20 protein-coding genes are annotated in these 21045 nt (G+C 64.8%); 9 read left to right on the top strand and 11 right to left on the bottom strand.

Annotated elements, in window-relative coordinates; genetic code table 11:
- Positions 1–6: 6 nt before the first annotated feature.
- Positions 7–936 (bottom strand): LysR family transcriptional regulator, encoded by a 930-nt coding sequence (locus AC1DZU_RS07510; protein WP_477283200.1) that lies wholly within the window; start codon positions 934–936, stop codon positions 7–9.
- 97 nt (positions 937–1033) lie between these two features.
- On the opposite strand from AC1DZU_RS07510, the gene AC1DZU_RS07515 reads away from it, so the two are divergent.
- Positions 1034–2044, top strand: a complete 1011-nt coding sequence (locus AC1DZU_RS07515) for a zinc-dependent alcohol dehydrogenase family protein (protein ID WP_477283202.1) — start codon at positions 1034–1036, stop codon at positions 2042–2044.
- A gap of 63 nt (positions 2045–2107) precedes the next feature.
- Here AC1DZU_RS07515 and AC1DZU_RS07520 read toward each other — a convergent pair whose 3' ends face one another.
- The 6 genes from AC1DZU_RS07520 to AC1DZU_RS07545 form a co-directional block, all read right to left on the bottom strand.
- A complete protein-coding gene (locus AC1DZU_RS07520) occupies positions 2108–4402 on the bottom strand; it encodes a xanthine dehydrogenase family protein molybdopterin-binding subunit (protein WP_477283204.1) in 2295 nt (764 codons plus the stop codon).
- Positions 4399–5382, bottom strand: coding sequence for an FAD binding domain-containing protein (locus tag AC1DZU_RS07525; RefSeq protein WP_477283206.1), 984 nt, complete (start codon positions 5380–5382; stop codon positions 4399–4401). The genes AC1DZU_RS07520 and AC1DZU_RS07525 overlap by 4 nt, the downstream gene beginning before the upstream one ends.
- Positions 5379–5858, bottom strand: coding sequence for a (2Fe-2S)-binding protein (locus AC1DZU_RS07530; protein WP_477283208.1), 480 nt, complete (start codon positions 5856–5858; stop codon positions 5379–5381). Before AC1DZU_RS07530 ends, AC1DZU_RS07525 begins: the two co-directional genes overlap by 4 nt.
- 173 nt (positions 5859–6031) lie before the next feature.
- Positions 6032–8290, bottom strand: coding sequence for a xanthine dehydrogenase family protein molybdopterin-binding subunit (locus AC1DZU_RS07535; RefSeq protein ID WP_477283210.1), 2259 nt, complete (start codon positions 8288–8290; stop codon positions 6032–6034).
- Positions 8280–9338 (bottom strand): FAD binding domain-containing protein, encoded by a 1059-nt coding sequence (locus AC1DZU_RS07540; protein WP_477283212.1) that lies wholly within the window; start codon positions 9336–9338, stop codon positions 8280–8282. Before AC1DZU_RS07540 ends, AC1DZU_RS07535 begins: the two co-directional genes overlap by 11 nt.
- Positions 9335–9832 (bottom strand): (2Fe-2S)-binding protein, encoded by a 498-nt coding sequence (locus AC1DZU_RS07545; RefSeq protein ID WP_477283214.1) that lies wholly within the window; start codon positions 9830–9832, stop codon positions 9335–9337. Before AC1DZU_RS07545 ends, AC1DZU_RS07540 begins: the two co-directional genes overlap by 4 nt.
- A gap of 292 nt (positions 9833–10124) precedes the next feature.
- Here AC1DZU_RS07545 and AC1DZU_RS07550 point away from each other — a divergent pair, with 292 nt between their 5' ends.
- From AC1DZU_RS07550 to AC1DZU_RS07585, 8 genes are all read left to right on the top strand, one after another.
- Positions 10125–10745: a TetR/AcrR family transcriptional regulator gene (locus tag AC1DZU_RS07550; protein ID WP_477283216.1), complete on the top strand. Its 621-nt coding sequence runs from the start codon at positions 10125–10127 to the stop codon at positions 10743–10745.
- A 148-nt stretch (positions 10746–10893) separates the two neighbouring features.
- Positions 10894–11646 (top strand): DeoR family transcriptional regulator, encoded by a 753-nt coding sequence (locus tag AC1DZU_RS07555; protein WP_477283218.1) that lies wholly within the window; start codon positions 10894–10896, stop codon positions 11644–11646.
- A gap of 106 nt (positions 11647–11752) precedes the next feature.
- On the top strand, positions 11753–13330 hold the full coding sequence (locus AC1DZU_RS07560; protein ID WP_477283220.1) for a sugar ABC transporter ATP-binding protein: 1578 nt from the start codon (positions 11753–11755) through the stop codon (positions 13328–13330).
- Positions 13327–14331 carry an ABC transporter permease gene (locus tag AC1DZU_RS07565; protein WP_477283222.1) on the top strand — a complete coding sequence of 335 codons (1005 nt, stop codon included), beginning with the start codon at positions 13327–13329 and terminating at the stop codon, positions 14329–14331. Before AC1DZU_RS07560 ends, AC1DZU_RS07565 begins: the two co-directional genes overlap by 4 nt.
- 80 nt (positions 14332–14411) lie before the next feature.
- On the top strand, positions 14412–15569 hold the full coding sequence (locus AC1DZU_RS07570; RefSeq protein WP_477283224.1) for a substrate-binding domain-containing protein: 1158 nt from the start codon (positions 14412–14414) through the stop codon (positions 15567–15569).
- Between the two features lie 258 nt (positions 15570–15827).
- Positions 15828–16760, top strand: coding sequence for a bestrophin family protein (locus AC1DZU_RS07575; RefSeq protein ID WP_477283226.1), 933 nt, complete (start codon positions 15828–15830; stop codon positions 16758–16760).
- Between the two features lie 135 nt (positions 16761–16895).
- The gene (locus tag AC1DZU_RS07580) at positions 16896–17369 is read left to right on the top strand and encodes a carboxymuconolactone decarboxylase family protein (RefSeq protein ID WP_477283228.1); all 474 of its coding nucleotides are present in this window, start codon (positions 16896–16898) and stop codon (positions 17367–17369) included.
- On the top strand, positions 17369–18226 hold the full coding sequence (locus AC1DZU_RS07585) for a sigma-70 family RNA polymerase sigma factor (protein WP_477283230.1): 858 nt from the start codon (positions 17369–17371) through the stop codon (positions 18224–18226). The genes AC1DZU_RS07580 and AC1DZU_RS07585 overlap by 1 nt, the downstream gene beginning before the upstream one ends.
- 9 nt (positions 18227–18235) lie before the next feature.
- Here the strand turns inward: AC1DZU_RS07585 and AC1DZU_RS07590 are convergent, their stop codons facing one another.
- The 4 genes from AC1DZU_RS07590 to AC1DZU_RS07605 all read right to left on the bottom strand — a co-directional run bounded on the left by AC1DZU_RS07590 (position 18236) and on the right by AC1DZU_RS07605 (position 20903).
- Positions 18236–18508, bottom strand: coding sequence for a hypothetical protein (locus tag AC1DZU_RS07590; RefSeq protein WP_477283232.1), 273 nt, complete (start codon positions 18506–18508; stop codon positions 18236–18238).
- A 154-nt stretch (positions 18509–18662) separates the two neighbouring features.
- Positions 18663–19667: a zinc-dependent alcohol dehydrogenase family protein gene (locus AC1DZU_RS07595; protein ID WP_477283234.1), complete on the bottom strand. Its 1005-nt coding sequence runs from the start codon at positions 19665–19667 to the stop codon at positions 18663–18665.
- The gene (locus AC1DZU_RS07600) at positions 19664–19930 is read right to left on the bottom strand and encodes a hypothetical protein (RefSeq protein WP_477283296.1); all 267 of its coding nucleotides are present in this window, start codon (positions 19928–19930) and stop codon (positions 19664–19666) included. Before AC1DZU_RS07600 ends, AC1DZU_RS07595 begins: the two co-directional genes overlap by 4 nt.
- Before the next feature lie 220 nt (positions 19931–20150).
- Positions 20151–20903, bottom strand: coding sequence for a DUF899 domain-containing protein (locus AC1DZU_RS07605; protein ID WP_477283236.1), 753 nt, complete (start codon positions 20901–20903; stop codon positions 20151–20153).
- Positions 20904–21045: the final 142 nt, after the last annotated feature.

Here is a 21045-nt window from a genome sequence, read left to right on the forward strand (position 1 = left end):
GGCGGCTCACCGCCGCCAGGGCGGCTCCGGCGCGAAGCGCTTGCCGATCCAGTCGGCGAAGGCGCGGGTCTTGGCGGCTTGCCCCTTGGCTGAGGGCGTGACGACATAGACCGCGCCTTCGTCGGCCAGCGTCCAGTCCTCCAGGATCGGCACCAGCCGGCCGTCGGCGAGCTCGCGGCCGACCAGCCAGTCGGTGCTCATCATCAGGCCGATGCCTTGCACGGCGGCCTCGACCAACACCTCGGCATCGTCGGAGACCAACGGCCCGGAAACCTCGATGCGCACGTGCTGGCCCTCGCGGTCGGTCATCTCCCAGGCCGGAAAGGTCTGGAAGCCGCTGAAGCCGAGGCAGGAATGTTCGAGCAGCGCCTGCGGTGTCTGAGGCCTGCCCCTTCGGGCGAGATAGGAGGGGGCGGCGCAGAGCAGACGGCGCCGCGTCGCCACCTTGCGCGCCACCAGGCGCGAATCCTCCAGCGCGCCGAGCCGCACGGCGACGTCGAAATTCTCGGCGACCAGATCGACGAAGCGGTTGGAGAATTCGGCCTCGATGCGGACATCGGGAAATTCGGCAAGGAATTGAGGCAGCAGCGGCCCGATCCACATGCGGCCGAACGTACCGGGCAGCGCCAGCCTGAGCAGCCCGCGCGGGCGGCCGCCGGCATGTGCCGACGCGGCGGCCTCGGCCTCGTCGACGGAGGCGAGGATGGCGCGCACGCGCACCAGGAATTCGGCACCCGCTTCGGTGAGTGACACGCTGCGCGTCGTGCGGGAGAGCAGCCTTACCCCCAGCCGCTGCTCCAGCGATTGTAGGCGCCGCGACAGGATGGTCGCGTCGCGCCCGACACGCGCCGCCGCCGTGGTGAAGGAGCGCGCCTCGGCGATCGCTGCGAAGGCCGCCATTTCGGCAAGGGCCGCGGGCTCATAGGATTGCTGCATAATTCACAGTACTTAAATGCAATTGGCAACGATTATCCAGAGATAGCGCAGCAGCTAGGTTCACTCAACCCATCAATCGTCCCACCGGAGTGAAACCATGAAAGCCATCGAACTGAGCCAACCCAGGCTGGACGCCTTCCGCGCCGCCACCATTGCCACCCCCGAACCGCAGCGTGGCGAGGTGCTGATCCGCCAGCGTGCGGCGAGCCTCAATTTCGTCGATGTCGCGGTGGCGAGCGGCAATTATCCCGGACCGAGCTTTCCGCTCATCCCAGTCGCCGACGGCGCCGGCGAGATCGTCGCACTGGGAGAGGGGGTTACGAGACTGGCCGTCGGCGATCGTGTCGTCGCCCACGCCAAGCCGCGCTGGATCGGTGGCCGGCCGCGGCCTTACGAGATGACGCAGATGCGCGGCATCTCGCTGCCAGGGTCGCTGGCCGAATATGTCGCGCTGCCGGCCAATTCGGTCGTGCCGGTCCCGGCGCATCTCTCCTTCGAGGCGGCCTCGACGCTGCCGATCGCCGGCACCACCGCCTGGAATGCCATCCGCGCCGCCGATGTCGGGCCGGGCTCGGTCGTCGTGCTGCTCGGCACCGGCGGCGTCTCGATCTTCACCCTGCAGCTAGCGAAAGCCGCCGGCGCCACCGTCATCATTACCTCGTCGTCGGACGAGAAGCTTGAGCGGGCCAAGGCACTCGGCGCCGATCATCTCATCAACTACCGCGCGATGCCCGACTGGGACGGCAAGGTGCTGGAGCTGACCGGCGGCCTCGGCGCCGACCTCGTCGTCGAGACCGGGGGCACCGCCACCTTCGCCCGCGCCGTCAACGCCACCGCGCCCGGCGGCACGCTGTTCACCATCGGCTTCGTCACCGGCGCCGAGGCCACAGTCAATCTGCTGCCGATCATCATCAAGGCGCTGAGGGTGGTCGGCAACAACACCGGGTCGGTGTCCGACCTTCGCGATGCCGCCCGCGCCATCGGTGCAGCCGGGATCGAGCCGGTCGTCGACAAGGTGTTTTCGCCAAACGAGGCAGCCGAAGCCTACGCCCACATGGCCGCCGGCGGCCTGCACTTCGGCAAGCTGGTGTTCGGGCTGGAGTGGTAGGGAAGGGCTGACGCCGGAGATTGGCGAGGCGAGGGTGACGACGATCTCCCCCGCCGTCGCCCCCTAAATCAGCTTCTCTAGCGTGATCGGTAGGTCGCGCACCCGTTTTCCAGTGGCGTGGAAGACCGCGTTGGCGATCGCGGGTGCCACGCCGACGATTGCGAGCTCACCGACGCCCTTGCCGCCGAGCACCGAGGAATGCAGGTCGGGAATGCCGACCGAGATCACTTCGATGTCTGGAATGTCCGCATTGGTCGGCACCAGATAGTCGGCAAGGTTGTTGTTGACGATGCGGCCGTGGCGGCGGTCGACTATGCCCTCCTCGAGCAGCGCCTGGCCGATGCCCATGATGATGCCGCCCTTCCATTGGCTTTCGGCCAGCTTGGGGTTGTAGAGCCGGCCCGAATCCAGCGCCGACACCACGCGCGACACGCGCACCGTGCCGAAATCCTCGTCGACGCGCACCTCGATGAAATGCGCGCACCAGCTGTGGCGGGAATAGTCGCCCTCCGTATGCGGCAACGCCATGGCGATGGTGGTGTAGTTCTTGTAGCGATCCTGCGCGGTCGAATTGGCCGGCATGGTGTCGCCGGTGGCCTCGATATGGTCGCGGCCGACGCTGCCGAGCAGTTCGGCGATCGAGAGATCGGGGCCGTTGCCGCGCGGCGATGAAATACGGCCATTGGCGACGATCAGCGTATTGGCCTGCAGCGCGTGGAACGGCGAGCGCGGATCGCTGATCGCCAGCCCGACGAGCTGATCGAGCGCCGAGGTCGCCGCCTTGTAGACGGCGCCGGTCATGACGCCGGCCAGTCGCGAGCCGCCGGCGACGCCGGCGCGGGGGAAGCGCGAGTCGCCGAGCTTCACCACGACATTGTCTGCCGCCACGCCGACTGTCTCGGCGGCGGTCTGCGCCAGGATCGTGTAGGTGCCCTGGCCCATGTCGATCGAGGAGCTTTCGACCTCGACCGAGCCGTCGGCGAGGATGCGCACGATCGCCTCGCCATAGGCGCGCCGCACCGGATAGGTGCCGGCGGCGACACCCCAGCCGATCAGCTGGTTGCCGTCACGCATCGAGCGCGGTTCGGGCCTGCGCTTGGCCCAGCCGAAGCGTTCTGCACCTGCAGCAAAGGCCTCGCGCAACTGCCTGGTCGACCAGGCTTTTTTGGCGTGCGGATCCTGCTCGGCATAATTTCTCAGGCGGATCTCCAGCGGATCGATGCCGACCTCATAAGCGAGTTCGTCGATGGCGCTCTCGATGCCGAAGGCCGAGGGGTTTTCGCCCGGCGCGCGCATAGCGCCCGGCACCACCGAATTCACCCGCACGACATTCTGCTTCGATGAGAAATTCGGCGTCGCGTACATGATCGAGGTGACCGATCCCAGCGGCTCGACCCACATACCGTCCATCGACGTCTCGTTGATGCCGCGATGCACGATCGACTGGATTATTCCTTGCCGGTCGGCGCCGATCGTCACCGTCTGGCGTGTCGCCGCGCGCCCGCCGTAGCCGGTGAAGGTCTGCGGCCGCGTCATCACCAGCCTCACCGGCCGGCCCAGCATCCTGGCGGCACTTGCCGCCACCGCGCCATGGCTGAGCGCCAGCGCCTTGGAGCCGAAGCCGCCGCCAATATAGGGCGAGACCAGCCGCACATTCTCGAACGGCACGCCGAACCATTCGGCATAGGTGCGCGCCATGCCGTCCAGCCACTGGCTCGGCTCCCACACGGTGAGCTTGTCGCCTTCCCAGTTGGCGATCAGGCCATGCGGCTCCATCGGCGCCTGGTATTCGCGCGGCGTGTTGTAGGCGGCGCAGATGCGGACCGGGGCCGAGGCGAAAGCCGCCTGGGCGTCGCCCCATTCCTTGGTCATTGCGTCGATCGGGATGCCGTCACCGGCCTTGGAGTCGCTGAGGTCGACAATTGAGGGGGTCTCGTCATAGCTGACCTTGACCAGTGCAGCGGCCGCAATCGCCTGCTCGAAGGTTTCCGCGACGACCGCCGCGACATGCTGGCCTGAGAAGGTGATGTCGCGCGCCAGCGGGCAATAGGGCTTGTCGGGCGGCGGTGTACCGAACCAGTCAGAGGCAGTCCTGAGGCTGATGATGGTGTCCGGCGTCAACACCTTGAGCACGCCGGGCGCTGCTTCGGCCGCCGCGGTATCGATCGAGCGCACCTTGCCCGATGCAATCGTGCTTTCGACCAACATGGCGTAGGCCAGCCCTGCAAGCTGCTGCTCGACGGCGTATTTCGCGGAGCCGGTGATCTTGGCCGGGCCGTCGACGCGCGACAGCCGGCCGCCAATGGCGTCGGCGCCGCCATCGGACGCATCACCATGTCTCATGTTGTGAACGGTCATGCCGTTTCTCCCATTTTTAGGATGGCGCGGGCGACGACGCGCGGCGCCAGTTCGATCTTGTAGTGGTTGGCGCCGTTGTCGACAGCTCCTTCGATGGCGAGCAGGCTGGCGGCGCGGACGGCGTCCGGTTCCAGCACCTTGCCTTTCAGCGCCTCTTCCACTGCCCGCGCCCGCCACGGTTTGGTCGCGACGCCGCCCAGCGCCACGCGCAAATCCCGGATGGTGTGCCCGTCAGCCTCGAACTCGATGCCGACAGCAGCACTTGCCGCGGCGAACTCATAGGATTGCCGGTCGCGGATTTTCAGGTACGTGGAACGCCGGGCGGCCGCGGAGTCTGGGATCTCAATGGCAGTGATCATCTCGCCCGGTTCGATCGCGTGTTCCTTGTCGGGCGTGGCGCCGGGCAAGAGAAAGAAGTCGTCGACTGAAACCCGGCGCTCGCCGAGATGGACGATCGCGTCGAAGGCGACCAGGGCAGTTGCGAGGTCGCCCGGATACATGGCAATGCAGGCGTCGCTGGTGCCGAGTACGGCGTGTCCCCGAGTGACACCGCCGATGGCCGAACAGCCGCTGCCGGGTTCCCGCTTGTTGCAGGCAGGGAAATTCGAGGGATCGCGGAAGTAGGGGCAGCGCGTGCGCTGCATCAGGTTGCCGCCGATGGTCGCCATGTTGCGGATCTGCGCCGACGCCGCCTGCCACAAGGCTTCGGAGACGGCAGGGAAGTGGCGCTTGATGTCGGCGTGGTCGGCGACATGACCCATTTTGGCCAGCGCGCCGATGGTGACGCCACGCGCGCTGACTTCGATCTTGTCCAGGCCCTTGAGATGGGTGATGTCGACCAGGCTATCGGGCTCGGCGACGCCGCATTTGGCGAGATCGATCAGCGTGGTGCCGCCGGCGAGCAGCATGGCGCCGGGCAGGGCGGCGGCCTGGCGTGCCGCCTCGACCGAGCCGGCGCGCAGATAGGAAAAATCTCTCATGACTGAGCCTCCAAGGCGGCCTGGCGGACCGCGGCGACAATGTGTGGATAGGCACCGCAGCGGCAAAGATTGCCGGCCATGTATTCGCGGATTTCTTCGTCCGAGCCGGCATGGCCCTCTCGGATGCAGGCGACCGCCGACATGATTTGGCCGGGGGTGCAATAACCGCACTGGAAGGCATCCTGGTCGAGGAAGGCAGCCTGCACGGGATGCGGTTCGCCCTCCCGTGCAAGCCCCTCGATGGTGGTGACGGTGCGGCCCTCGGCCTGCGCGGCCAGCGTCAGGCAGGCCAGCACGCGTTCGCCGTCGACATGCACGGTGCAGGCGCCGCACTGGCCGTGGTCGCAGCCTTTCTTGGTGCCGGTCAGGCCGAGCCGGTCGCGCAAGGCATCGAGCAGCGTGACGCGCGGCTCGAGTTGCAGGGTGTGGCGATGGCCGTTGATGTCGAGATGGACGGGAATTGTTGTTTTGGTCATGGGCGTCTGGCTCCAGTTGCTTGACGCGGAGTCGATTGAGCTGATGTTGGGAGGCAAGGACAGCCGGCAGATCTACCGGATCTCCCAGCTGTCCGTCCCTTCGCTTTCGCTCCGGGCATTCGTCGTTTGGAAAGCCAGGCAACTGGCCTTCTGTCCGCTACGCGGATCACTCGTCATCCCAGCAGGTCCTCGATCCGGATTGGAAAGCGCCGGGGGCGCACGCCAGTTGCATGCCAGACCGCATTGGCGACGGCGCCAGCCGTGCCGGTGATGCCGATTTCGCCAACGCCCTTGACGCCGAGCGCGTTGACGTAAGGGTCGTCCTCGTGGACCAGCAGCGCCTCGACCGACGGCACGTCGGCATTCACCGGGACGTGGTATTCGGCCAGGTTGGCATTCTGGATACGGCCCGAGCGCCGGTCGGTGACGGCTTCCTCATGCAGCGCGAAGGAGACGCCCCAAATCATGCCGCCATAATACTGGCTGCGCACCAGTCGCGGATTGATGACCCGCCCGGCGGCAAAGGCACCGACCAAGCGGGTGACGCGGATCTGGCCGAAATCGGGATCGACCTTCACTTCGGCGAACACGGCGCCATGCGCGTGCATGGCATAGGCCTCCCGCGAGGCCGGGTCCGGGGTTCCCGTGCCACGGCCATCGATCTCGGCGAGCCCGGCGCGGGCCAGGATCTCGCCATAGCTTTCACTGCGGCTTTCGTCGTCGCGCCGGTAGAGGCGGCCGTCACGCGCCAGCACGCCCTCGTTGCCGGCGCCGAACAACGGCGAGGTTTCATGGCGGGTGGCGAGATCAGCGAGCCTGGTGATCACGGCGGCTCCGGCATTGTGGATCGCCATGCCGGCGGTCGCCGTATGGCCGGAGCCGCCGGCAATGCCTGCGTTTGGCAAATCGGAGCTGCCGGCCCTGAAATCGACCTGGTCGATGTCGAGCCCCAGCCCGTCGGCGGCGATCTGGGCGAAGGCGGTCCAGGCGCCTTGCCCCATGTCCTGCGCGCCGGTCTCCATCAGGCCGCTACCGTCGGCCCTCAGCACCGCACGCGCCTCAGCCTGGAACATGATCGCCGGAAAGGTCGCCGTGCCGATGCCCCAGCCGGTCAGAAAGCCGTCCTTGTCCGGCATCTGGCGCGGCTGGAGCGGACGGCGCCGCCAACCGAAGCGCTCCGATGCCTGGGTGTAGCATTCGCGTAGCGCCTTGGACGAAAACGGCTTGCCAGTCATCGGCTCGACCTCGGCATAATTGCGCAGCCGAAACTCCAGCGGGTCCATGCCGCAGGCAGCGGCCGCCTCATCGATGGCGCTCTCCAGCGCGATCGAGCCGGTGGCTTCACCCGGGGCGCGCATGAACAGCGGCGTGCCGGTGTCCAGCCGCACCGCCTCGTGCGAGGTGGCGATGGCCGGGCTGGCATAGAGCGTATGCGAGGCATCGGCGGCCGGTTCGAAGAAATCGTCAAACGTGCTCGATGCGGTCTTGGCGTGATGGTCGATCGCTGTCAGCCGCCCTTCGCCGTCCATGCCCATGCGCAAGGTCTGGCGCGTTGGCGCGCGATGGCCGACGGGCCCGTACATCTGCTCGCGCCTCAGCACCAGCTTGACCGGACGACCGACGAGACGCGCCGCCAGAATGCCGAGCACCTGCGGCCCGGAGATCATGCCCTTGGAACCGAAGCCACCACCTAGGAAAGGGCTGCGGATGTGGATATTTTCCGGAGCGATGCCGAACAGGCCAGCGATGCGGCCCTGTGCCATGGCAAGGCCCTGGCTCGGCGTGTCGATCGACAAGCTGTCGCCATCCCAGGCGGCGACGATCGCATGCGGCTCCATGGCGTTGTGGTACTGGGCCGGCGTCTCGTAGGTCGCCTCGATCCGCGTCGCCGCTGACTTGAGACCGGCCTCGACATCGCCCTTGTGGTGCACCGCAGGACTGCCGATGCCGACACCGCCCGGCACAAAGCTTTCAGCGCCGTCGAGGCCAACGCGCGCCGGCTGCGCTTCATAGCGCGGCGATAGCAGTGCCGCCCCTTCGGTCGCCGCCTCCAACGTTTCGGCAATCACCACGGCGATGGTCTGGTTCGGGTAGCGGATATGGTCGTTCTGCAACAGGTCGAGCCGGAACATGAAGGGATTGTTCTTGGCATCCGGATTGGTGGCGAGCGGCGGCCGGTTCTCGGGCGTCATCACCTCGACCACGCCCCCGTGCGCCTTGGCCGCCCCGACTTCCAGTGAAGCAACGCGGCCGCGCGCGATGCTGCTGACGGCCAGTACCGCATAGAGCATGCCGGGCGGATGATTGTCGGCAGCGTAACGGGCGGCACCGGTGACCTTGAGAAAACCGTCGCGGCGGGTCAGCGGCTGGCCGATGCTGGAGCCCTGCCGGAGATGGGCGGGTTGCTGATTGAGGCTGAGTTCAAGCGTCATGGCGCACTCCGGGAATGGAGGAAAATGGGGAGGCAGGAAGGGCTGGCAGCCGTTCAGGCGTTCCCGCCAGGGCAGACACCAGCGCCCTGACCACGATGCGGCGTGCGAGTTCGATCTTGAACGCATTGTCGCCGGAGGGACTGGCATCGGCCAAAGCGGCGTCCGCCGCACGTACGAAGCTCGTCTCGTCGGCATCGGCGCCAAGCAGGACCGCTTCCGCCGAACGCGCCCGCCATGGCTTGGCTGCTACCCCGCCCAGCGCCAGCCGCGCCTGGCGGATCTTGCCGCCTTCGACGACAAGGGCAGCGGCGGCCGAGACAACAGCGAAGGCATAGGAGGTGCGTTCGCGTACCTTGAGATAGCGGGCATTGGCGGAGAAGGAGGCGGCCTCCGCCGGCAGGCGCACCCCAACGATCAGGTCGCCGGGCTCCAGCCCATTCTCCCGCTGCGGCGTCTCGCCGGGCAGCCGGTGGAATTCCTCCAGCGTCACATGGCGCCGGCCCTCTTTGCCCTCGATCTCGACCACTGCATCGAGCGCCACCAGCGGCACGCAGAAGTCCGACGGATGCGTGGCGATGCAGGCGTCGCTCCAGCCGAGCACGGCGTGCAGCCGGTTCTCACCACCCAGCGCGTCGCAGCCTGCGCCGTGCTCGCGCTTGTTGCAGGCGCTGGCCGTGTCGTAGAAATAGCTGCAGCGCGTGCGCTGCAAAAGATTTCCGCCGACGGTGGCGGCATTGCGAAGCTGAGCCGAGGCGCCCGACAGCAAGGCCTCAGCCACCGCCGGATAGGATTTGGCGAACTCGGGATCATGAGCGAGGTCGGCATTGCGCACCAGCGCGCCGATGCGCAGGCCGCCATCGGCCAGCCGCTCAATGCGGTTGAGCTCCGGCAAGCGCGAGATGTCGACGATACGCTCGGGGCTGGTGACCCCGCCCTTCATCAGGTCAAGCAGGTTGGTGCCGCCGGCGAGATAGGCCGAACCCGGCTCGGCCGCCGCCGCAATGGCGTCGGGAATGGTGGTGGGCCTGACATAATCGAAGTTTTTCACGCCGCGGTCCTCCGATCGGATTTGGCAAGCTGCTCCTGGGCTTCCAGGACGGCCTCGACGATGCCGCCATAGGCAGCGCAGCGGCAGAGATTGCCGCTCATCCCCTCGCGGATGCGCTCGGGATCGTCGCCGGCCTGTGCCTCGGCGATCAGACCGAGCGTGCTCATGATCTGACCCGGCGTGCAGAAACCGCATTGGAAGCCGTCATGGGCGATGAAGGCGGCCTGCACCGGATGCAGGTCTTCACCATGGGAGACACCCTCGATGGTCAAGACCTTGGCGCCGTCTTGGCTGACAGCTAGCGCCAGGCAGGAGTTGATGCGCTTGCCATCGACCAGTACCGTGCAAGCGCCGCACTGGCCGCGGTCGCAGCCCTTCTTGGTGCCGGTGAGCTCAAGCTGCTCGCGCAGCAGGTCAAGCAGCGTGACGCGTGGATCGACCTCCAGTTCGTGTCGGTGTCCATTGATGGTGAGAGTGATGGGAAGGTTGGTCATTGGCGTCTGGCTCCAGTCTGCTTGACGCGGATGGGGATGATTTGGTGCCTTGCCGGGGAAGAGCAAGGTCACCTTGCGGTCAGCTTGGCTAATCCCCCCGGTATGGGGAGATTGCACTCATCGGTCTTTCACCGACCTCCCAGCGGGCGGGGGAAGCAACTTTCAGCACGTGACATACCGGTTCGCCTTATTATATGATAAACGTGCTCCACTAAAACGGAGGCGCCTCCGTTTATTACGTGGGGGCTGACCCGGCCGGGTTCAAGCCCCCCGCCACACCGTGGAGAAAAAATTGGCCGCCGAGCCGTCCGCCATCGCTGAAGAGAAGGTCGAAGAGGCCAAGCCGCTGCGCGCTGATGCGCAACGCAACCGCGACCGGCTGGTCGAGGTGGCGGCCGCCGTCTTCGCCGAGCGCGGCATAGACGCCTCGCTGGAGGAGATCGCGCGCCGTGCCGGCGTCGGCATCGGCACACTCTACCGGCATTTTCCGACCCGCGAGCATCTGGTCGAGGTGGTCTACCGGCGCGAAGCGGAGGCGCTGTGCGCGGCTGCAGGCGAACTCGCCGGAAAATACCCGTCCGATGTCGCGCTGGAGCAGTGGATGCAGCGCTTCGTCGACTACATCGCCACCAAGCGCGGCCTGGCGACCAGCCTGCGCATCCTGCTGACCACCAATTCGACGCTGTTTTCCGACACGTCGGGCAGGGTCTCGCAGGCCTTGCGGCAACTGGTTGAGGCTGCGGTGGCCGAGGGCACCATCCGTGGCGACGTCGACGCTTCCGACGTGCTGCACGCACTGTCGGGCATCTACTCGGCACCCGACACCCCGCAATGGCGCGACCGCTCACGCCGGCTGGTCTCGCTGCTGATGGACGGTCTGCGGTTCGGGGCGGCGAAATCCGCCAAGGCCTGATCGTCTGCGCGATCGGCCCAGGGCAGGCGAGAGCCCTGTAGCAGACATCTCCGTTGGTCATGGCAGGCGGATTCGCACACCGCGCTTGCAACCGAATGAGAGCGGTTGTTAAATTCCTCACATTTCAGGCGACCGATAGGCCCAACGCATGACTGCTCGCAAAGCGCAAAGGACAGCCCGGCTGATCCATCTGCTATCGGAACGGCGGGTTATCCATCTGAGCGAGGCGGCGACGCTGCTCGGCGTCTCGGAGATGACTGTGCGGCGTGACATCGCCACCAATCAGGGGCAGATCGCCTTTCTCGGTGGGCACATATTGGCGGCGGCCGAGATCGATACCGACGCCCCTTACGAACTGGCGACCGCGGCCGACAGCCATGCGGCGGCGAAGCGCGAAGCCTGTCTGCACGCGGTGCGAAAAATTCGACCCGACGAGACGATCTTCATCGATTGCGGCACGACGCTGATCCATCTGATCGACCTCATTCCAGATGATTATCGAATAACGGCAATATGTTACGCCATGAATGTCGCGGAACGCCTGGCCCGCAAGGCCAATGTCACGATCATCATGCTGGGCGGTGTCTATCATCCCGCCTCGGCGTCTTTCTCGGGCACGCATGACTTCGACATTTTGAAGAGCGTCGGCATCAATGCCGCCTTTCTGTCGGCCGCTGGCGTCGATGCCAAACGCGGCGCCACCTGCGAGCATTTCCACGAGGCGGTGGTGAAGCAGAAGGTGATGAGCCTGGCGCGCGAAAACTACCTCGTCGTCGACAGCAGCAAGATCGGCAAGCTCAAGCGCGCCTTCTTCGCGCCGATGGACGGTTTCGACGCCGTCATCACCGAACATGGGGAGGTAGGGCCGGAATCATTCCAACTGCCGCCTGACTCCGTTTGACATTTCGCCGGCCTGATGGAAAGGTCACAAAAAAAGTAAGAGAAGTCTCAAAAGACAATCTCGATCGGGGTAGGGGGACGCGTCAACGGAAGGAAATGCAGGCGTCATGATCGAACAGGGTTCGATTTCGCCATCGTCCGGGACTCCCTTGCTGCGCGTCGAGGGCGTCAGCAAGCGGTTCGGCGGTGTCAATGCGCTGCGCGGCGTCAGTCTCGAAATCAAATCCGGTGAAGTGCACGCCCTGCTCGGTGAAAACGGGGCCGGCAAATCGACGCTGATCAAGATTCTAAGCGGCGTCCACGTGCACGATGGTGGTTCGATCGAGATCAACGGCGAGCCTGTCTCGTTCGCTTCACCCGCCCAGTCGCGTGAGGCCGGCGTGGCGGTGGTCTACCAGGATCTGAGCCTGGTCGAATCGCTTTCGGTTGCCGACAATCTGATGCTGGGACGAGAGCCGAAGACCCGCTTGGGTTTCCTGAAAAAACGCCAGCTGGTGGCGCAGGCCGAAGCCTTCCTCAAGTCGCAGAATATCCCGCTCGATGCCCGCGTCCTGGTCGGGTCGCTGCCCTTTGCCTATCGCCAGATGACCGAGATCGCCAAGGCGCTGATGGGCGACGTTCGCCTGCTGATCCTCGACGAACCGACCTCGGCGCTGACCGACGATGAAGAGAAGATCCTGTTCGAGGCGATCCGTGCTGTTGCCGTGCGGGGCGTCGGGGTGATCTACGTCACGCATCGCCTCAACGAGGTCTTCCGGATTTCGAACCGGGTGACCGTGTTCCGCGACGGACAGAACGCCGGAACATTTGTCACGTCGCAGACCAATATGAGGCAATTGGTCGGGGCGATCGTCGGGCCGGATCACGCAGTCCTGAAGGCGGGCAGCACGGCAGTTGGGCAAGGCGTGTCGTCCTCGGCTCGCCCTGGTTCACCTGAAAAGCCCGTGCTCGAATTGAGGGGCGTCAGCAATGACAGGCTGGACGGCGCCAATCTCGAACTGCGCAGCGGCGAAATCCACGGCCTTGCCGGCCTGATCGGCAGCGGACGCACCGAAATCTTGCAGACGATCTTCGGGCTGCGGCCCGTCCAGTCGGGCGATGCCAGCCTCGACGGCGTTTCGCTGAACAGAACCGATCCGGCCGCGGCGATACGGCGGGGCATCGCGCTGGTGCCGGAGGACCGGCACGTCCAGGGGCTGGTCCTCGAACATTCAATCGAGCGCAACCTGACCCTGCCACGGCTGCCGTATTTCTCGCGCCTGGGCTGGTTGCAGCGCCGCGCGGCCAGCGAGCACGCCGATGCCGCGATGCACCGGCTGGCCGTCAAGGCGCCAGGCGCATCGACCACGGTGAAGAATCTGTCCGGCGGCAACCAGCAGAAGGTGGTGTTCGGCAAATGGAACGAGCCACGGCCGCGCGTCCTGTTGCTCGACGAGCCGACGGTTGGTGTCGACGTCGGCGCGCGCGAGGAGATCTACGGCGTCATTCGTGCCGCGGCGGCGGCGGGAAGCGGTGTGCTGCTGGTGTCTTCGGATCTTTCCGAACTGCTTCAGCTCTGCGACCGCGTCTCGATCGTCGTCGATGGCCGGATCACGAAGACGATTTCGAGACAGGAATTCGGCAGCGCCGAGGATCTCCATCACCTCATTCAACTTTCGCAGCCATCGGAAGAGCACGCGGCATGACCGACACCCAAAGCCCGGCAAATCCACCAGTGGCAAGGGGGGCTGCCGCCAACCAGCCAGGCGGTCGGTCGGCGCTGCAGCATCTGCTTCAGGGCGAGCGCCCCTATATGCTTTACGTCGCCTTTGCCGTCATGCTGATCGTCTTCAGCCTGGCGTCGCCCTGGTTCCTGTCGATCGACAATTTTCTCAACATCGGCCGCCAGACGACGCTGGTCTCGATCATTGCCGTCGGCATGACGTTCGTCATCATCTCCAGGCAGATCGACCTGTCCGTCGCCTCGACGCTGGCGCTTTCGGGCATGAGCGCGTCGCTGGCCATGGCTTTCGTCGCCAACAACTGGGTTGTCGGCGCGGTGGCAGGATTGGGCACCGGGGCGCTTATCGGGCTGATCAACGGCGTCTTGACCACCCGCCTCGAAATCCCGTCCTTCCTGGTGACGCTGGGCACGTTGAGCGGCGCGCGCGGCCTGGCGCTGATGGTCACCAACACCAAGCCGGTCATCATCACCAATGAGTATTATTTCGCGATCTTCGGCGAAGGCTCGGTGCTGGGCATCCCGGCGCCGATCCTGTGGACGCTTGGCGTCACGATCGCAGGCATCCTGCTGCTCCACTACAGCGTCTACGGGCGGCGCGTCTATGCGGCGGGCGGCAACCCGACGGCCGCACTCTATTCCGGCGTCCATATCAAGCAGGTCACCACGCTGGCCTTCGTGCTGACCGGGACGCTCGCCGGGCTGGCATCGCTGATCCTGTCGGCGCGTTCGCACGCGGCACGGCCCGATGTCGTGCAAGGCATGGAGCTCGATGTCATCGCCTCGGTGATCCTCGGCGGCTGCAGCCTGTTCGGCGGTCGCGGTTTCGTGCTGGGCACGCTGCTCGGCAGCCTGATCATCGGCACGCTCAACAATGGGCTGGTGCTGCTTGGCGTCAGCTCGTCGCTGCAACTCGTCATCAAGGGAGCAATCATCGTTGCCGCGGTCGCCTTCACGAGGAGGTAAGGCGCGCGCCCGCGGATTTCAGCAGAAAATTGCCGGCTCCAAACGGCACCAGAGACGTCAACGATCAACGGAGGAAAGTCATGAAGCACTCGGCACGAATCCACTCGCTTTTCCTAGGATTGAGCATCGCCGCCAGCGCGTTCGCGCTCTCAACATCCCTAAGCTCGGCGCAAACGCCGGAAACCTGCGTTACCAGCGTCGACATGGCCACGCTCGGTCCCAAGGGCATTGTCGGCCAGGGCCCGCACGGTGAAAAGGCAGCCTCGCCCGATGAGTTGAAGTTGAGCGACGACGAAGCCGCCAAGGTCAAGGCCGGCAAGTTCAAGGTCGGCATTTCCATGCAGACGGTGAACCTCGACTGGTCGCAACTGCAGGTGCAAGGCATCAGCGAAACGCTGGCCAAGTATGGCGTGACCGTGACCGGCGTCGCGTCCGCCGAATATCAGGTCGACAAGCAGATCGCCGATATCGAGAATACCATCCAGCAGCATCCCGACGGCATCATTTCCATCCCGGTCGACTTCACTGCGACCGCGCCGACCTACAAGAAGGTGGGGGAGGCCGGCATCAAGCTGGTGTTCATGGACAGCATCCCGGTTGGCCTCGAATCTCCAAAGGATTTTGCCTCGATGATCTCGGCCGACAGCCAGGGCAACGGCCAGATCGCGGCGCAGATCCTGTCTTCCTGCATGCCGAAGGGCGGCACGATCGGCCTGGTGAATTTCGGCGTCGACTATTTCAGCACCAACGAGCGCACCAAGGGCGTCGGCGAGTGGATGAAGAAGAACCGGCCCGACATCGTCATGAAGCAGGTTGATTTCACCGATCCCTCCAAGGTGTCGCAGATCGCCGGTGACTTCCTCACCGGCAATCCCGATGTGAAGGGCCTGTTTGCGGTGTGGGATCAGCCGGCGCTCGACACGCTGTCGTCGATGCGCGCGCAAGGCATCGACATTCCGATCACCACTGTTGATCTCGGCCTGCAGTCGGCGATCGAAATCGCCAAGGGTGGGCCGCTCAAGGCAACCGGCTCGCAGCGTCCCTATGACCAGGGTGTCGCCGAGGCGCTTGCCATGATGAAGGCGCTGATCGGTGAACCCACGCCCGCCTGGGTCGGTGTCCAGTCCTTGCCGGTGGTGCAGTCCAACGTGCTGGAGTCCTTCAAGACCGTGTTCCACAAGGATCCGCCGGCCGAACTGGTCGACGCCTGCAACGGCGCCAAGCCGAAGTGCAATTGAGGTAGGTGAAAAGCCATGGGCACGGGGGCGACCCCGTGCCCATGTTTTTTGGGTAAGAGTGGACGCGACGCGCTTTGGGAAATCGGCCCGCAACCTTCGGCTTCATGCCAAGACGGCCATTCATGGTGAGCAAACGGTATGCTAGGCGTGATGGCTTGATTCGCTTGTCGTTCACGCTTTCGAGGGCATCCGATGTATGTAGGCCGTTCCTACAAGGTGGTAGATTTCGCTCTCTGGTCGCGGGGCAGTGTCATCTACATGGTGGTGGTGAGCGCACTGGCCGTGGCGGCCTACCGTCTGCCGGGCATCGCCGGGTTTTCGGTGCCATGGTCGGTCGTGCTCGTGCTCGGCACCACCGTGTCACTCGTTGCCGGGTTCAAGAATTCGCAAGTATTCACCCGCAGCAGTGAAGCGCTGCAGGCCTTTGCGCAAATTACAGCCAGCAGCCGGTTGTGGTCCAATTTCTGCAGGGACTTCAACGATGTGCCGACAGCCAGGCAACTCATCTACCGCCATCTCGCCTGGTTGACGGCCCTCCGGTTCGCCCTGCGGCGGCCGATGCCGTGGGAATCCATGGGGCGGGCGGCCAATGTCGAATTCCGGCGGCGTTACCGTATCCAGGAGGATGCGGGCTCGATCACCGACGAACTGCGTCCGCTGTTGGGCGAACAAGCCGACGACGTCCTGAAGTCGCCTCGTCCAGCGCTAATCCTGCTCGAAATGCAATCGGTCCAGGTCAATGCGTTGTTCAAGGACGCCAAAATCCCTGCGCAGGTGTACGTCGAACTCACCAAGCTGATCCGCGACTTCCATGATCAGCAGGCGCGCTGCGACCGCATCAAGAACAATCCATATCCCCGGCAATACGCCATAGTCAGTTCCTTGTTCGTCATGATCTTTTGCACCTTGCTGCCATTTGGCGTCGTTCCAGTCTTTGCCGACATGGGCAAATTGGGTGGCGCACTCGGCCCGACCGCGATCTGGCTCACGATCCCGTTCAGCACACTCCTGGGGTGGGCATACATGTCTCTCGACCAGGTCGGCGAGAGCAGTGCCAACCCTTTCGAGGGCAACGCCAACGATGTTCCGATCTCGCAGATCTGTCGCGACATCGAGATCGAACTGCGCACCGGGCTTGGTGAGGTTGACCTCCCCAAGCCATTGCTGCCAGTCAACGATATCGCGACCTAGGCAAGCGTCGCCGACGGCCGATACCAGGTGCCGGGGCGATCTCTCGCGCTGGCTGGCGATAAAAACCTGGCGTGAATGTCACACTGGCGGATCCTGCCTCGTCATGAGGTCGGCACCAACAGAAGGAAGCCAATCATGACCGCAAAACTTGATCTCTTCGCCGCTGCCCCCTCGCTGATGAAGGAATGGCAGCGCGCATCCTTCGCCATTTCCTCCAGCCTCGAGCCCAGCCTGGCCGAGCTTGTGAAGATCCGTGCATCCCAGATCAATGGCTGCGCCAACTGCCTCAACATGCACACGGTGTTTGCGCGCGAGGACGGCGAAACCGAGCAGCGCATCTACCTGCTGTCGGCGTGGCGCGAGGCGCCCTGCTATACCGATCGTGAGCGTGCCGCGCTCGGCTGGACCGAGGCGCTGACGCGGATTAGCGAAGGCCATACGCACGAAAGCGCCTATGAGGCCCTGGAGGCTGAATTCACGCCGGAAGAACAGGTCAAGCTCACCTTGATGATCAATGTGATCAACGGCTACAACCGCCTTGCGGTTGGGTTCGGTGGCTGGGCCGATCCGGCGGCCATAAGGTCCGCGGCCAAGGCGGCGGCCGCCTGATGACGAGCGCAGGGACCGGGCATGCGGCGGCAGCCTTCGACCCGCTGCGTCCGACGCTGATGCGCGTCGCCTACCGCATGCTTGGCTCCGTGGCGGATGCCGAGGATGTCGTGCAGGAGGCCTTCATCCGATGGATGCGGGCCGACCGCGGCGAGGTGCGGGAGCCCGCGGCATTCCTGCGCCGCACGGTCACGCGGCTTTGTCTCGACCAACTCAAATCCGCGCGCCGCCTGCGCGAGACCTATGTCGGTCCCTGGCTTCCCGATCCCGTCGTGGAAGAGGACGAAGTGGAAGACGTCACCTTGCCGATGATGCTGGTGCTGGAACGTCTTTCGCCGCTCGAGCGGGCAGCCTTTCTGCTGCACGATGTGTTCGGGCTCGGATTCGACGAGGTCGCCGCTGCCATCCAGCGCGAGCCCGCCGCCTGCCGCCAACTCGCTGCCCGCGCGCGCACCCATGTCCGCCAGGCGAGACCGCGTTTCAAGGTGGAAAGGCAACGCGGCCTCGAGCTTGCCGAGGCCTTCTTCGCCGCCTCGCGCAGCGGCGACATGAAGGCGCTTGGCGCGATGCTGTCGGCCGATGTCAGCGCCCATGCCGATGGCGGCGGGAAGCGTCCGGCAGCCACGGAAGTGGTCCTGGGGTTCGATGCCGTGATGCAGCAATACGCGCGTGTGGCGGAATGGCTGCAGAAGAACGCCTCGACGCTTGTTCGTGTGGTTTTCGTCAATGGACTGCCCGGCTTCATCACGCTGGAAGCCGATGGCGAATTGCAGACGACCGCACTCGACATCGAGGACGGAAAGATCTCGGCAATCTATGTGGTGCGCAACCCCGACAAGCTCAGGCACCTGCATTAGGTCGGGGAGTTAGCCCTTCGCTTCGACCAGGATCACCAGCGATTCCGGCACCACGCCATCGTAGACCATCGCGTCGGCGGCTTTCTGGCTCTGCATCATTGTCGCAAGGGCATCCATGTCCGGGACGTCCATCAGCACCGCCACGCGTTTCGGATTCTGGGGATCGACGAACGTGCGGATGTTGGTGATCCCAAGGGCGCCGAAAAGCTCCTTGCGCTTGGGTGAACTGAGCCAGTGCTTGCTGTCCTTCGTGATGTTGTGATGGCCAATGACGGTTGGCATGGCATCCTCCCCAAGGTGAAGCCGGCGGTCGATATCGCCCGCCTGATGTGCGATCCACCTGTTCAGCCAGTCAGCGCCGTTTCCTTCGGGCTGTCAATTAGCTGTTGCTGATGGATGATCGGCGCGGGCCGTGGGGCTGTCGCCTTCGGAGCGCTCAAAGTTCTAGGCAGACCTTGCCGAAATGCTGTTGGGATTCGTAATGCGTGAAGGCGGCGGCGATGTCCTGAAGCGCAAAACGGCGATCGACGACCGGTTTCACATGGTTGACCTCTATCGCTCTGATCATGTCCTCCTGGTCCGCTCTGCTGCCAATCGAAATCCCGCTAATGCGGATCTGGTTTGAAAACAAGGCCGGGATCGAGACATCAGCTGCAAAGCCGGTGAGGACGCCGATCAGGGCGATGTGGCCGCCCGTTCGGCAGGCCGCCATCGACTGCGCCAGCGTTGCGGGACCGCCGACTTCGATCACGTGATCGACGCCGCGTCCGTCCGTCAAATCCCGGGCCTTTTGGCCCCAGTCCGGCACGGCCTTGTAGTTGATGACGGCGTCGGCTCCGAGGCGCCCGAGCCTTTCCAGCTTCTGCTCGTCCGAAGACGTGGCGATGACCCTGGCGCCGGCGGCTTTGCCAAATTGCAGCGCGAACAGCGATACGCTGCCCGTGCCGAGGACCAGCACCGTATCGCCGGGTTTCACCTTGCCGCACACAACCAGGCCGCGCCAGGCGGTGACCCCGGTGCAGGTGAGCGTTGCCGCCTCCACATGCGTGTAGCCCAATGGTGCCTTGGTGAAGGCCTGCGCCGGCATGCACACATACTCGCTGGCAAAGCCGTCAAAACTTTCTCCCGGTATGTCGCGCCTGGTGGCAGGCGTCATGTCACCGCCCAGCCACCAGGGGTAGAAGGTGCTGACGACGCTGTCTCCAGCTTTGAACGCATCGAGATTGTCGCCGACTTCGACCACCTCGCCCGCGCCATCGGACAGCGGAACGCGGCCATCGGCGAACGGCACCTTGCCTTGAACGACGAAATCGTCACGCAGGTTCAACGAGCAGGCCCGGATTCTGACCAGCACGTCACCCGGCCCTGGCTGGGGACGGTCTTCCTCGACCAGTTCGAGCTTGTCCAAGCCACCCGGCGCTCTCAGCCTGACCAGCCTCATTGCCGGACCGGCCGGCCGGACATCACCCTCAGCCAGGGCGCCAGATGGAAGGCACTCATAAGGAGATACATCACCGGCATGCTGGTCAGCGGTGAGGCGTTCGCAGCCATGCATAGCATGGCCACGTCACCATTCTGAATGCAGGCGAACAGCGCCATCAGGGCGAAGGTCGGTGCCGCGGCAAGGCACAGCCAGTCGGCGAGGCCGAGAGAGGCAATATTTTCAGGGGTCTCGCTGCTGGTGCCAGAATGGGTATCGCTCATGGTCTTTTCCTTGATGGTCATGGCGGTGTCGAGACCAGGATTTGGGTTCCTCTCCCTCGCCAGAGGCGGGGGAGAGGTGGCCGCGAAGCGGCCGGAGTGGGGGCTTTCGTAGGGCCCAGCCCCCACTCCGTCTCGGCTTCGCCGAGCCACCTCTCCCCCACTGCGTGAGGGAGAGGAAACCAAGCTGGATGAGCGTGCGCCACCCTTTCCCGACAGGTTATTACTGGCCGTCCTTGTCCCGGAATGCCGCTTCGCCGGCAGCCGACACTTCGGCCCATTTCTGGTCGGGCGCGGCGTCGTAATTGTCGTGCCAGTTCCACCAGCTGTAGAGCGGGGTCTGCGGATAGCCTTCGGGCGAGTCTTCCCAGATCTCCTGGCGGCCGAGCGGCGTTGCGTCGAGGTAGCTCCACACGGTGCCCATCGCCTCGTCGCCCCGGCTATTGATGAAATAGGTGCGGAACACACGGTCGCCGTCATGGATGAAGACGTTGTGGCCGTGCCATTCGTCGACGCCGAAGTCTTTGTCGAAGCTGTCGGTGATGGTGTACCAGGGCATCTCCCAGCCCATCCGCTTCTTCAGCCGCGTAATGTCGGCCTGCGGTGCGCGCGAGGCGTAGGCAAGCGTGGTGTTGCGGGCGTTGAGGTGGGCGAGATGGCCGACCTGATCGGCACCCAGCGAACAGCCGCGGCAAGCGTGATCGGGCCATCCATGGACCCCCGGTTCGAAGAAGGCACGGTAGACGATCAGCTGGCGGCGGCCTTCGAACAGATCGAGCAAGCTCGCCTTGCCATTCGGCCCCTCGAACACATAGGCCTTGTCCACTTCCATCCACGGCATGCGCCGGCGCTCGGCGGCCAGCGCGTCCTTGGCGCGCAGCGTCGCCTTCTCCTTCACCAGCAGCTCTTCGCGCGCGGCTTCCCACGCCTGCTGTGAAACGACTGGTGGGGTCTTCATTGTGGTGTGCTTGGTCATTGCTCTTCTCCTTTGTCAGTCTGTCGCGCCGTGGCGGCGTGTCGTTGCTTGCGGATCGTGAGGCAGGGTAGGGCGATGAAGTGCCGCGGTGGGAGTTACAAGTGTGACGGGATTTGAATGGACAGGCCCGCCGCAGCAGGGG

This window comes from Mesorhizobium sp. P2_A12 (assembly GCF_056405075.1).